The sequence below is a fragment of the Pseudomonas sp. s4 genome, from assembly GCF_046764235.1.
Lineage (GTDB): Bacteria > Pseudomonadota > Gammaproteobacteria > Pseudomonadales > Pseudomonadaceae > Aquipseudomonas > Aquipseudomonas asiatica.
Map to the genome: position 1 here is coordinate 1,042,578 of NZ_CP177209.1, position 11,726 is coordinate 1,054,303.

The 11,726-nt window shown below is 60.9% G+C and carries 19 protein-coding genes; 2 read left to right on the forward strand and 17 right to left on the reverse strand.

Features of this window, described 5'->3' with window-relative positions:
• Window positions 1-582 precede the first annotated feature (582 nt).
• Entirely contained in the window at window positions 583-1,137 is a 555-nt protein-coding gene (locus ACK56M_RS04890; RefSeq protein ID WP_411959269.1) for a hypothetical protein, read from the forward strand.
• Between the two features lie 86 nt (window positions 1,138-1,223).
• Entirely contained in the window at window positions 1,224-1,604 is a 381-nt protein-coding gene (locus ACK56M_RS04895; RefSeq protein WP_411959270.1) for a hypothetical protein, read from the forward strand.
• Window position 1,605: 1 nt separating this feature from the next.
• Here ACK56M_RS04895 and ACK56M_RS04900 read toward each other — a convergent pair whose 3' ends face one another.
• The 17 genes from ACK56M_RS04900 to ACK56M_RS04980 all read right to left on the reverse strand — a co-directional run bounded on the left by ACK56M_RS04900 (window position 1,606) and on the right by ACK56M_RS04980 (window position 11,612).
• Window positions 1,606-2,307 carry a Gp138 family membrane-puncturing spike protein gene (locus ACK56M_RS04900; RefSeq protein WP_411959271.1) on the reverse strand — a complete coding sequence of 234 codons (702 nt, stop codon included), beginning with the start codon at window positions 2,305-2,307 and terminating at the stop codon, window positions 1,606-1,608.
• Between the two features lie 28 nt (window positions 2,308-2,335).
• Window positions 2,336-3,307 (reverse strand): phage protein, encoded by a 972-nt coding sequence (locus tag ACK56M_RS04905; protein WP_411959272.1) that lies wholly within the window; start codon window positions 3,305-3,307, stop codon window positions 2,336-2,338.
• A gap of 107 nt (window positions 3,308-3,414) precedes the next feature.
• Window positions 3,415-4,353, reverse strand: coding sequence for a hypothetical protein (locus ACK56M_RS04910; protein ID WP_411959273.1), 939 nt, complete (start codon window positions 4,351-4,353; stop codon window positions 3,415-3,417).
• Between the two features lie 3 nt (window positions 4,354-4,356).
• On the reverse strand, window positions 4,357-4,956 hold the full coding sequence (locus ACK56M_RS04915) for a hypothetical protein (protein WP_411959274.1): 600 nt from the start codon (window positions 4,954-4,956) through the stop codon (window positions 4,357-4,359).
• Window positions 4,953-5,255, reverse strand: coding sequence for a hypothetical protein (locus ACK56M_RS04920; RefSeq protein ID WP_411959275.1), 303 nt, complete (start codon window positions 5,253-5,255; stop codon window positions 4,953-4,955). The genes ACK56M_RS04915 and ACK56M_RS04920 overlap by 4 nt, the downstream gene beginning before the upstream one ends.
• 352 nt (window positions 5,256-5,607) lie before the next feature.
• On the reverse strand, window positions 5,608-7,404 hold the full coding sequence (locus tag ACK56M_RS04925) for a DUF927 domain-containing protein (protein WP_411959276.1): 1,797 nt from the start codon (window positions 7,402-7,404) through the stop codon (window positions 5,608-5,610).
• Window positions 7,391-8,281: a toprim domain-containing protein gene (locus tag ACK56M_RS04930; protein WP_232883042.1), complete on the reverse strand. Its 891-nt coding sequence runs from the start codon at window positions 8,279-8,281 to the stop codon at window positions 7,391-7,393. The genes ACK56M_RS04925 and ACK56M_RS04930 overlap by 14 nt, the downstream gene beginning before the upstream one ends.
• Window positions 8,278-8,505, reverse strand: coding sequence for a hypothetical protein (locus ACK56M_RS04935; protein ID WP_232883043.1), 228 nt, complete (start codon window positions 8,503-8,505; stop codon window positions 8,278-8,280). The genes ACK56M_RS04930 and ACK56M_RS04935 overlap by 4 nt, the downstream gene beginning before the upstream one ends.
• Window positions 8,498-8,785, reverse strand: a complete 288-nt coding sequence (locus ACK56M_RS04940; protein WP_232883044.1) for a hypothetical protein — start codon at window positions 8,783-8,785, stop codon at window positions 8,498-8,500. Before ACK56M_RS04940 ends, ACK56M_RS04935 begins: the two co-directional genes overlap by 8 nt.
• 24 nt (window positions 8,786-8,809) lie before the next feature.
• Window positions 8,810-9,070 carry a hypothetical protein gene (locus ACK56M_RS04945; RefSeq protein ID WP_411959277.1) on the reverse strand — a complete coding sequence of 87 codons (261 nt, stop codon included), beginning with the start codon at window positions 9,068-9,070 and terminating at the stop codon, window positions 8,810-8,812.
• Window positions 9,067-9,222 carry a hypothetical protein gene (locus tag ACK56M_RS04950; RefSeq protein ID WP_411959278.1) on the reverse strand — a complete coding sequence of 52 codons (156 nt, stop codon included), beginning with the start codon at window positions 9,220-9,222 and terminating at the stop codon, window positions 9,067-9,069. Before ACK56M_RS04950 ends, ACK56M_RS04945 begins: the two co-directional genes overlap by 4 nt.
• 56 nt (window positions 9,223-9,278) lie before the next feature.
• On the reverse strand, window positions 9,279-9,584 hold the full coding sequence (locus ACK56M_RS04955) for a hypothetical protein (protein ID WP_411959279.1): 306 nt from the start codon (window positions 9,582-9,584) through the stop codon (window positions 9,279-9,281).
• Window positions 9,581-9,913, reverse strand: coding sequence for a hypothetical protein (locus ACK56M_RS04960; protein WP_411959280.1), 333 nt, complete (start codon window positions 9,911-9,913; stop codon window positions 9,581-9,583). The genes ACK56M_RS04955 and ACK56M_RS04960 overlap by 4 nt, the downstream gene beginning before the upstream one ends.
• A complete protein-coding gene (locus ACK56M_RS04965; protein ID WP_411959281.1) occupies window positions 9,910-10,068 on the reverse strand; it encodes a hypothetical protein in 159 nt (52 codons plus the stop codon). The genes ACK56M_RS04960 and ACK56M_RS04965 overlap by 4 nt, the downstream gene beginning before the upstream one ends.
• A gap of 323 nt (window positions 10,069-10,391) precedes the next feature.
• Entirely contained in the window at window positions 10,392-11,054 is a 663-nt protein-coding gene (locus tag ACK56M_RS04970; RefSeq protein WP_411959282.1) for a KilA-N domain-containing protein, read from the reverse strand.
• Window positions 11,051-11,404, reverse strand: coding sequence for a hypothetical protein (locus tag ACK56M_RS04975; protein ID WP_411959283.1), 354 nt, complete (start codon window positions 11,402-11,404; stop codon window positions 11,051-11,053). The genes ACK56M_RS04970 and ACK56M_RS04975 overlap by 4 nt, the downstream gene beginning before the upstream one ends.
• Window position 11,405: 1 nt before the next feature.
• Window positions 11,406-11,612, reverse strand: a complete 207-nt coding sequence (locus ACK56M_RS04980) for a helix-turn-helix transcriptional regulator (RefSeq protein WP_325950356.1) — start codon at window positions 11,610-11,612, stop codon at window positions 11,406-11,408.
• Between the last annotated feature and the right edge of the window lie 114 nt (window positions 11,613-11,726).

An 11,726-nucleotide genomic window follows, 5' to 3' on the forward strand; every position in this document is an offset into this window, starting at 1 on the left:
TCACATTCGGTAAAGGCCCGGTAAAGCTACGCTGGCCAATCTGCCGTGTTGATTCCTACACAGTGTGTCGATTCCTACACAGTGGAACCTGAGAAAACCTGAGATCGGATCGGCTGGCGCTGGGCGGCGAGCATTGTGGTTTTCATGTGGTCATTCGAGGCGTGGCGCACCGGACAGGTTGCCACTGGCAAGGCTGCCATACCGTGGAAACCACAGTGGCAACCAGCGCGTGGAAACCATCACCGTTGATAACGGGCAGTCCGCCAGGTTCGCGCATAGGCGGGTGCGTACCTGGCGTGCGAACCACTGGTGCGAACTTATCCGATACGCAGGTCTGAATGCGTACCAGCGGTGCTTACCTTGAAAGGTTTCGCGCACTTGGCCTTCGTGAAGGTGGTGCGAGAAACAGCGCGTTACCCTGTTACATCCTTTGTTACAACCAGCCTTGTTACAGGTCGTCAGCAGGTGGCTTGCCCTTTTTTATGGGCTCCGAAAACCCTTAATACTGCGGACAACTGAAAGAGCTGCAGGCATGATATCCGTTAGTCTAAAGCCGTGTCGGATTATGTGTTACGTGCTGTAGTGACCAGTCTGGAAACGACCATTCAACCAAAGGAAAGGAAAATGAGGCGCTCACTCACTGCGACACTTGTCGCCCTCTCAGTATCAAGTATGGCGCTTGCCGATGCCGGCACACCACTTACCGCGTGGTCGGCACTCTCGACAAGAACACCGAAAGGGACGCCGCTATGCGCACTGACAGCCACCCCAGCGTCCGGGCTCACGGTGAAAAATGTCGTGGTCAAAAAATTTGGCGGTAGTGAGTATCTAAACCTCACCATGTACAAGGATTCGTGGCGCATCCCGCAGGGAACGTCGGTTACCACCACCATCGACTTTTCAGATGGCCAGCCTCTTACCCTTGAGTCTTATGGCGATGGAAAGATCGTTGACGCAGCTCTACCTAAGGAAGTGACGGCAACTTTCCTTAGCATGATGAGCAGAGCCAAGGTGTTGAGGATCAGTTTTCCAAACGGTAAAGAACCTGCTTGGTCCGCCTCTCTTGTCCCTGGCCGATCAGAAATGAAAGCGTTCGTAGAATGCATGCTAAAACAGGAAAACACTCAGCCGTTTTAGGGCTGACTCCGGCTAACCTTATCTCTACCCGTTTCTGTTTTTGATTGATCGACTCTCGCTTTAAAACCGCCAATGCCGGAGGGCCTATGCGCAGTCACATTTTGACGCTAGCGACAGTCGCACTCTGCTGCGAGGCCAGCGCCGACCAGGTGTTCATTGATGCGCCAGCCCAGCCAGGTCAGCTCGTCGATGCATACGCCGTCACAGCCGTGCTCTACACAGACCGGTCCTGTAATCTGCCAATAGCCAACGCCAGCCAGATGAAATACGCCGAAGTCAGCACGGGCGGCATCAAAGAGCCTCGGTGCTGGTCTTCGGCGCTCGGCGACACGGTTGATACCGTGTCGCCATCAGGCAACCGGCAGGCCTTTCCGAAAAGCGCATTCGTCCCCGCACGAACGGCCCCAGGCTGGCAGTTTGAAGTGCTCAATCCCGAAGCCGATCCACTAGGCGTCCCGCATTTCTAAGCTACTGCGGCACACCACTGGTACCACTGCCGCTGGTAACCCCGGCGTGCTTGTGAGTCTGAAGACTGATTGCACCGGTCTTCACGTCGCCGGTCGTGTCGATCCGGCCATTGACCTTAACGTCGCCGTTGATGGTCACGAGCGGCGCCGTAAGCGTCATGCCATCATTGGCGCTCGCAGTTATCGCCCCGGTGGTCGTTGCGTTGATGGCGTGGCTGGTCGGGTTCACTTCAACAAAGGCCTGCCCATCATCGCTGCGAAGCTGGACGGCATTCAGGCTGATGCCGTTAATGGTGCGGGGCAATGACCGAAAACCCAGCAGGGCAAAGCCGTCTGATCGGTCGTTAATTCTCAGTTCGGCCTGAGTCTGAATGCCACCAGCCTGCCACCAGGCATCAATACAGCGAGAGGCAAACACCACCAGGCATTCGTCACCCTTGACCACCGGGAAGGTCAGCGTGCAACCGCCACCCGCTGGAAATTGCACCGGACAATCCAGCAACAGCGGCATGTTCCTAGTGGTCTGCTCGCCGTCCCGGTCGGTGATGATGCTCTGTATTGCCGGCTGAACCACGCAGGTCATGGTTTCGGGGTGAAAGCTCTCAACGATACCTGGCAGAGCCGTCCAGGTGGTGGCCTTGGCTGAGTGGAGAGCAAGCTTCATAACGGTTAGCGGGTCGTCGTAACGTTCGTACTGTCTCATGGTCTTTCCTCGATGTGTGGGCGCGGGATCAGCCGAACGGTTTGATTGGCTTCAGGTCACTGGCAGAAGCGGCGGTGCTGCTGGGCAAGAACTCCTGAGCAACAGTTGCATCCACGGCCAGGCAGATCACATCGGTGTACCAGTCATTCCCGCGTGTATCTCCCGAGTGGTTCGCCACCATCACGTAATACAGCCCGTCTCCGTTGAGCTTGTTCTGCAAGGCGATCCGTTCGTTTTCGGCCCCGGCCCGCAACGCGAGGCTGTAGCGGTATTGCTGGATACTCTGGTTGTTCAGCTCGATAAGCCTGCCAATCTTCACGCTGGGGTTGAGTAGCATTTTCAGGGTGATGCCGTTCTGTGTTTGCTCTGGCAGACCAACCATTCCCGACGCTGAATTAATCTGCAGAGCCTCCCCCGGCACATAGTTGCTCAGCGGAATGATGTACAGGCGCCCATCCTGAATGCTCCATTTCGCAGCAGCGGCCTGAGTGATCGAGTCGAGGTAATCACGGACCATGCCACTCATCACCTTGCCGCGTGGCAGCTTTTGCTTGGACAGCTCAGGCTTGTATCCCAGGGTCACACCGTGGGGCGCCATGGCCTGAAGGCAGACGTTCAACTGGTCGTCGAGCGTGGCGCCAGCAGCCAGCGCGCAATTCACCACGGAGAAGTTGTAGGCGCTATCGCCGTCTGCGGCAGTGATGTCCAGGTACGTGTCAGTCTGGCTCTCCCGGCCCCGGCGAACCTGAATGATCGTGCCGTCGAAGATCACGCCGTAATTGCCGTCATAGCCTGCCTCCAAGCGTACACGGGTGAATTCTTTTTGAGCCTTGCTCGCGGTGTTATCACTAACGTTGTAAACGCGAATGTCGGCAGAGTTGGGGGTGCTGAAGTCCCCACGTCGCACGGCGAAGCGTATGCGCAACTCGGATAGGTCTAGGGCTTCTGCATTGTCACCAATGGTGAGCTTGATCTTGCGTAGGTACTGAGGAGTGCTCATGTGTATTTCCTCTTGAAGGGCGCCATCGGCGCTGGTCTGGGCTGGCGCTCAGTGGTGTTGTCAAAGGTCGCGCCACGTTTTCGTGCATTTGCGTTTCGTGGCGCGGCCTACCCGATCAGGTTGCAGAGGATTGCCTCACTCTCGGTCATGTCGTCGCGCTCGCTATCGATTAGGTAGCGGAACACGGCCAGCGCCTCGGCCTTGTCTCGGGGCCTGATCTGCGCCAGCAGGGCGAACACAAACCAGTCCCGCGCCGTCGCCTCGGGCGGCCCGTCGCTGGCGTCCTGGTCCACGGCATTGCGCAGCCGGTAGAGCTGGTCCCAGTAGTCCAGCTCGTACAGGCAGTCCGCCAAGGTGTGAGGCAGCAGCTCAGGGTGGGCGTTGAACCGGTCGGCTACCTGCGCCTTGTCGAAGTCGAGCAGGGGGCCGCTTTGCTCCAGACCGCTCAGCGCCTCGATACAGAAGGTTTCCGCCACGGTGTCGTCCAGCAAGGCGTCACCGAAGCGAGCGTTACCCTCCAGCCTCAGCCGGTGCTGTTCGATGGCCCGAGTGGCCAGCGCATCCAGGTCAGCGAAGCCGAACGACGACATGGCGGCGAACAGGTGGCCGGGATTGGTGGCCACCAGGTGATCGCGGTAACGCTTCTCCAGCACGTCGAGCGGCGTCCTGATCTTCCTGGCGCCCTCCATGGCCCGGTCAATCAGCGCGGCCTGCCCGGTGCTGATGATCGAGCGCAGCCACAGTACGGCGTCCACTTCCTTGTCGCCGGTCACGACTTCCTGCGGCGGTAGCTCGGGCACGCTGGGCAGTGTTTCAGTGCTGGTGCTGATCGGTGGCAAGGTGAACATGGCGCGATGCTGCTCGTTGTCGCGGAACGCCCCTGAGCGTGAAACCAGGGTCTTCACCGTCCCCAGTGGCAGGCCGGTAATCTCGGCCACCTCACGCAGCGAGTGACGGCGGCGCAGGTCCAGTACCTGCTGGCGCTGCTCATCTGAAACCCGGTGTCTCATTTTTTCGGCTGAATCAGCCTGTTTCAGCATGACCATGGCTTACACCACCCTCAGTTTCGGTGGCAGCTTCGGCCCGAACGGCGCCCCAGGTGCGAATGGGTCAGGCAGCACGCCATCGGGGCAGTCCCTGATGAAGTCCGTCATAGCCGCGTGACAGGCGTTGAACAGCGGTGCGTCATTCCATTCTTGCCCCCGGCGTTCTGCGCTGTCCTCCAGGGCATGGGTGAACGCCAGGCCTTCCAAGCTGGTGACGCCCTCCCGCCTGGCCTGTTCTCGCTCCACCGTGTTCACGCTCAGCAGGTCGCACAGGCGCTCGAACCCCAGGGTATCGGCTAACCCGTCCTCATCGAACAGCAACTGCCGCCCGAAACCAGACAAGGCCACCAGGGCCTTGCTGCGCTCATCGTCGCGGTGCTCCCACGCTTGCTGCTCCAGATCGGCAATGGCCTGCCGGGTGAACGGCAGGAACGCTTTAAGCTTGCCCGCCTGGCGGCGCATAGCCCTTCGCTCGGCATGGATCGAATCGAGGTTTCGGCTGATGTTGCGGCAGATACGCCGCGTGGTGATGAGCTGCGTGCTGGCGCTGATGCCGGGCTTCAAGGCGATATCGCACAGGCGCATGGTCGGAGTGGGCGTCATGGGTTGGCCTCCATGGGCGTGTTGTCGTAGGTGGTGCGCAGCTCGGCACCAATCTGGCAATAGCGGCCACCAGGCGCATAGCAGCCCCGGCAGGTCATTACATGGCTGATGTACTGGTCGCGGGCCTGGCGCCATTCAGGGGTGGCATTGGCAGCGTTGGTGTACGGGCTGGGCGGCAATGGCGCAGGCTCGACCAGCACCAGGCGAGGGCGATCCGGGATGCGTTTCGCCATGGATGGTTTGCCAGCGCCAGCACCGTTCGGCGGCATGTGATTGAGCAGGTCGGAAAGGAGGCTCATGGCGTCACCATGCCCTGATAGCTGCTAATCAAATGTTCCTGTGAATTCAAAAAGTGTGGGAACAGTGGGAACAGTGGGAACGCCCCAGTAAATTCGAGGCCTCCAGGGGTGTTTTTCTGTTCCCAGTTTGTTCCCACCCCGTTTTTAGTGGGAACTGTGATAACCAAACAAGGCAGACTGGCCGCGCCCTTATATTGGAAAGCGATTGTGTGTTCCCACTTGTTCCCACTCTTTTTATTAGGTGGGAACGGCTGGAAGCCCCGGATTTCAAGGCTGTTCCCACTGTTCCCACTGTTCCCACCGAATCTAGGTTCCTGTGAATATGGGCAATCTCGGCTAGTGGCGTTGGTGGTCATACAGCACCACCTTCACTGTCCAGGGCTTCGGGGTCGATCACATACAGCCAAGGTGAACCGCCACCCGGTACGCGGTACTTCTTGGCGTGCCGCTTCCGATCCGCTCCACGCTCAGCAATCGCGCTGGCGCCATCCAGCGCTTTCACGATGCGGCTCAGCCCGTACCCATGCGCTGCCTCGATCAATGCCGACTTGTTGAACAGGTACAGTTGCTTGCCGCCTGAGACTTTCCAGTACCCGGCCCGGTTGAACACCTTGGCGTCAGGCGTCTGGTCATTCACGTCCGAAAACCGGCTACTGCCGTGCTTGTCGATGAAATCGAGGATGCCCGCCAGTATCTGGCGATCCTCGGCATTGCCACCGCCCACCCGGCTCAGCCATTCGCCATACAGCAACTGGCAATCGGCCAGAGCGCTACCCGGCGTCCAGGGCAGCAAGTCATAGGCAATGGCCATTTCCCCCGCCAGCGCGATCACTGCGAAGCGATCCGCCACCCGTCCGGCTTGGGCGTTGTCTTCAACAAACTGGGCGCGGATACCGGCGAAGTCTTCTAGCAGGCCGGGGCGGTCGTCGCTGGCCAGCAGCTTCTCCACGAATGCCGGGCCGATGTGCCCGTGGTTCGCTCCCACAGCCACGGTGAGCTGGCGGTGGAAGTCGGCTCCCTCCAGGCCGTGCAATTCGTCGAAGGCGCGGTGTGTACGCGTACCGGCGTTCACGTCCACCATGCGCAGCTCAGCGCCAGCATGGGCGGCGTTACCGCTGATGGCCGCGTGCTCAGACAGGGAGCGCTCACCGCTGGATAGCGCCAGCAGTCGCCAGCTCAGTTTGCCGCGTGCCTCCCGGTCGCGTGTCATGGTGCCCTTACCCTGGCCGTTTGCGAGCGAGTAGGCCATCTCCTGTACGCGTTTGGGGTCGGCCCGCTTGATTTCGTCCAGGGGCAACATGGTGTCGTTGCGGCTGGACGCCTCGATCTCCAAGCCGCCTTTGGTCATGTCCCAGGACGCGGCGAATATGCCGGGGTCGCCCCACACGGACGAGCCGATCAGTTGCGCCAGTGACTTGCCGCTGGAGCTGTCGCCCACCAGGTGAACACCGCCACCCAGCACGCCCACCAGGCTCAGCAGCGGACCAGCGAGGGCGCAGCCGATGGCCAGGGTGAGCACCGGGTTGCCTTCACACTTGGCCGCAACCTCGGCCCTCCAGCCGTCCAAGCTCCCGCGCACGCTAAACAGGTTCTGTCCCTTACCGCTGGCCTGATAGCGCACCTTGTCACTGCCGATGGTGCGCCCAGGCAGCACAAACGCGCCCGACTCATGCCAGCCGGGACGGCAGGTGGTGGCGAACACTTCGGCGGGGCGCTGGTCCAGCAGGTACTCCATGAACTGGCCGCGCTTCTTGAGCGCGATAATCACGCCCATGCCAAACAGTGTCCGCCTGGCGTCTTCACCGCTCCCGCCGAACACCTCCATGGGAATGATCCATTCCTTGGCGCCGTTGTCCGTGTGCAGGCGCAGAAAACGCCCCTCGCTGCCATCGTCGCTATTGGTGGTGCGTGCCACCACCGTCACGGGCGTGGCGATCCATTCATCAGTGATGTGGCGGTCGGTCTTATCGTCGTCGCTGTCATCGTCGGCGGCGTTGCGCTTGAAGGTGTGCCAATAGACGCCGGGCTTGAGCCTGCGGCCCTTCTCATTCGTTACCCAGTGCTCGTACACGCCCCAGCAGGGGCGATCTGGCTCGACCATGGGCGCCTCTGGGCGCAGGTTGATAACGTTGTTCTCAGGCGGGCGCATGGTGGCACCTCCAGGCGGCTAGGTCGTTGAAGTCGGAAAGGGTCAGCGGCGCATCGGCGGGCCACTCGGGGAAGGTCACAAGGCCACCACACGCGGCAGCGGCGTCATGGGCAGCGGTGCGCCCCGGATTACCCTTGCCCTCGGCTTCGGTCTGGCGGTCGTCGTCGCCCGCGACGATGATTTCGGTGTCGGGGTAGTCGGCCCGTAGCGCCAGCGCCACCGGTTTCAGGTTCCCGGCATTCATCGCGCAGGCGACCGTGTAGCCGCTTTCGTGAAGCGTGGCTCCCGTGGCCCAGCCTTCGCAGATACACAGCGGCCTGCCCGGCGTGATGCGCCCCAGCGGCGAGTAGGCGCCATTGATCCGCCCGCCATACAGAAAGCGCTTGTCACCGTCCGGGGCGATCCGTTGCAGGTTGACCAGCACGCTCCCGGCATACAGCGGCACCAGCAGATCGTCACCACGCTGGCGTAGGCCGTGGGCACGAATGCCCTTGGCGGCCAGGTAAGGGTGGGCCGGGTCAGCACGGCGAGCGTCACGCCACCAGCGTTGAGCCTGGCCAGCCGCTTTGAGCTGGCGCCGTTGCCGTTCGGCTTCGCGCTGGCGCCGGGCCTGCTCGATGCGCTGGCGCACCTGCTCAGATTCGCGGGCGTCTACCGGCTCACGGCTACACCAGGTGCTGGTGCCGCCCATCTTCCAGCTCCCGAAGGCGCCCGAGGCGATGCCATCGGAAAATAGGCAGTACCAGCCATTGAGCGTGCCGGGCTTGTCGCCGGGGACGTGGAAGCGGTGAATGTCGCCATCGTCCAAGGGCAGCCAGTCGAGCGGCCCATAGGCCGACTGGAGCACGTCACGGAAAAGGATCGTCGCGTCGGTCATGCGGCCCCCAGCGGCGGCGTGAAGCGCTTGGCCAGCCGTTCCAGTTGATTGGTAAGACGCTCCAGCTCGGAGCAGTGATGCCCAGCGTCACCCTCGGCAATGCGCAGTTCCAGGAAGCCCGCCAGCGTTTCCACTAGCAGCGCATAGCTGGCGCTGTCGATATGAGCGCCAGCAGCAGGCGGCCCCCCGGCACCCTTGCGCCGAATCGGCGTGACCTTACTCATGGCCACCCCCTTGGCGATCAGCACCAGCGAAGGCCCGGCAGACCTGGCCATTGTTCACCGCGTGCCAGTAGGTCAGATCGTCCAGCGATTCGACGAGGCAGGCCGTCACTACGGCCTCAGCACTACGCAAAACTACACGCCCACACTCGGCATCGGCCTGGCTCAAGAACGGCCCCAGCAAGGCCCGCTCGGCCTTCGGGTGGCTCACGTAAAACAGCTCGGTGGCTTTCTTTGGGCAAGCCGATCCGGTCAGCGCTTGCGCACTGTTTTGAAGTTTCATCGTCTTTATCCTTAGGCTATTGGCTTACGCCGGGATGCCTAGATCGGTTGCAAGGGCGCAAAAATCGCGATGGGCCATCCGAGCAATGATATTGATTGCAGACTGAATGCCTGACTCACCACGGTCACTGATCTGCGCAGGGATATCCCCGCTATCCGGGCCACCTTTGTAACCGCCGTTGTTCAGCAGAACCTCAGCCAAAATGCCAATGGCATCTAGCGATTCCTCTACGCGCTTAGCTGCCAACAGTTGGTTGATGGTGCTGGCTTCAGCCTTGGTGCTCACAGATCACCCCCTTGCTCAGCGATCACGCCTTCCAGCATTTCGGCCCAGGCCATGGCGGTGTGTTGTGCCATCACAGCGATAACGCGGGCGACGATGACCGGCGTGGCAGGTGCGGCGATCAGCGCTAGCGCCATGCTCAGCAACACAAGCACGCCTTGTACGTCGCGCAGATCGTCTTGGGTTTATTTGGGCATGTGGATAAGGGAAGTCATACGGCAGCCTCCCGATCCAAGCCAGCACGCTTGCCCACAACGCCATGCGAGGCACCAAGGTGGCGGTGGCGCCAGCAATAGTTGCCGCTGAACGACTGGATTTGCTCTAGGTGCCGGGCAATGTCACGGGCCATTTGATTCTCATAGCCACCCATAGCCGGAATCACGAACGTCAGCAGGATTTCTTCCAGCTTGCGATGCTCCTCCCTGGCGTAGTTCATTTGCGACATTTCAAGGGCGTCGAGCACCGCCTCTGAGAGCACCTCGCCTTCAAGGGGCGCAGCGCTTGGGAAGTTGGTCATTGCTCACCTCCGACTTGGGCTGCGGCCTTGAAGTGCTCTATCAGCGCGGCGCCTGGACGCGGTTGACGTTGACATTCCACAAGCGTGGACTGGACCTTACCCGACATGCGCAAGGCGTCTTCCAGGCCAGCCAAAGAGTCGCGGTAGCGCCCCCGAATGCTGATCGAAGCGCATGGGAAATCGGCTTTCACCATGGCGGCAATACCTACCGCAAGGCTGCGCCCGACCACCGGGGGAAAGTGGAGCGCTTGCTGGCCGGGGATCGTGACCACGACTTGGGATTGGATGTAGCCCTGTACGGCCTCGGAGGTCTGCTGAATGTGAGTCACTGGGCACCGCCTTGCGCGTCCAGGGCGCGGGCTTTTGCCATGGCGGCGTTGTAGCGCTTGAGGCGAACGCTCAGCGAGCTATCAGCGTGAAGGGCAGCGATGGCCATTGCGCGGTGGGCAGCGGCGCGGATTTTGGACGGAATGAGTGTGTGCATGGGGTGACGCTCCTTATGTGTGGAGCTGCCACGGTCCGTCGCCAAACGAATTAGGGTGGCAGCTGTGCGCAGGTTGGCGAACCGGTACATAAGGAAACCGGCAGACCCGAAGGTCTCCCACGCACAGCCGCCATAACACGGACGTACGGGCACAAAAAAAGCGCCTGCAATCGTGATGGGGGCGCCTGTGCGCCTTATGTTGATCGGGTCGCCAAACCCGGTCGCTGAATTTGCAGCGACGGACGCAATGTATCCCCGTACATTTTGGAATGCAACCCCCTGTTTCAGATTGGGCAACGGCAGCGCTGGGTGGATGGCGGGCGTCATGCGGCAATCCTCCGTTGGTGCTTGGCTTGCAACTTGCGGACGTAGGCCAGCAGGTTGGCTTTGCGCTCGGCATAGGTCATGCCCGCGCAGATCAGCCCCGAGTCGCGCAGTTCGGCAAGGGTGACAATCTCCAGCTCGGCAGCGTTTAACTGGTCACGGTCTCGGCCTGCAAACGAGCCGGTGATAACCTGATTGATGAGCCGCGACTCGTTGATGAAGTGGTGTTTCTGAGGCGTCTTGCCTTGGGCCTCGCAGTTGAGCGCGATGGCGTCACACACGGCCTTGTGACCGATGGCAGCCTCACGCCTGGCGCTGGTCCAGGACTTCATGTCACCGCGCAGCAAAGCGTCTACCTGCTCATCGCACCAAACAGCGAAGTCCACCGAAAGCCACCGGGCGAAGGCTACGGCCAGCTTCGGGTGAAGCCAGGTGCCTTGGTTTTTACCGCCGCGCTTGGTCATCGACCAGGCGTTACCAGATGATCCGGTAACGGTGCGACGGTTGAGTGCTTCCAGGTATTCGATGGTCGAGGGGAGGCTAAGCCAATCGTTTGGCCGCTTGCCGAAACGGTCGGCAATCTCGGTTGCATGAAGCCAGCCGTCACCGTTGAACCGCACTGCCTGGCCTTCGTAGTCGAGTGGAACGATGCGAGCACTCATGCGGCCACCCGCTGGCGTTGCTTCAAGGGCGAGCAAAGCATCTCCAGCACGGCGCTGGCGCGGCGGCGCTCGCTGGCGGGAAGGGTGTACCGGGTCACGGTGCAAGGCTCGCCCCAATGATTCGGTACGCGCTCAAGCTGGCGCTGGAACTTCAGGCCATAGCCATTGGCCAGGCTGCTGATAGTGGAGTGCAAGCAGTGGTCGCCCAGGCGCTCGGCTTCAAAGCGAATCAGGCTGCCATCATTGAGCATGTGCGCCAGCACGCGGGCGATCTTGCTCGGCGGCTTGCTGGTGGTAATATCGCCTTGCGACTGGCTGCGTTTCTCTTCGGGGATCGTGGCCTTTTTCATTTTAGGCCACCTCGCGGCTTTCAGTGATGCGTGCGTCACACCACGCAAGCACCTCAGACTCAATCCAGACAACGGACTTCGGCCCCAATGTCACCTGCTTGGGGAAGGTGCCAGCGCCGATACGTCGGTAGATTTCCGATGTGGATAGGGCGGTAAGGTCTTTGACTCCGGCAAGTTTGATAAAGCGGCGGATGGTCTTAGCGCTCATGGGCTTTTCTCCGGGCACAAAAAAGCCCGCACGATGGCGGGCCAGAAATGAAAAACCCCGCTCAGGATGGCGGGGTTATAAGTGTCGGTGGGTATTTCTCAGACGAAAAAAAAC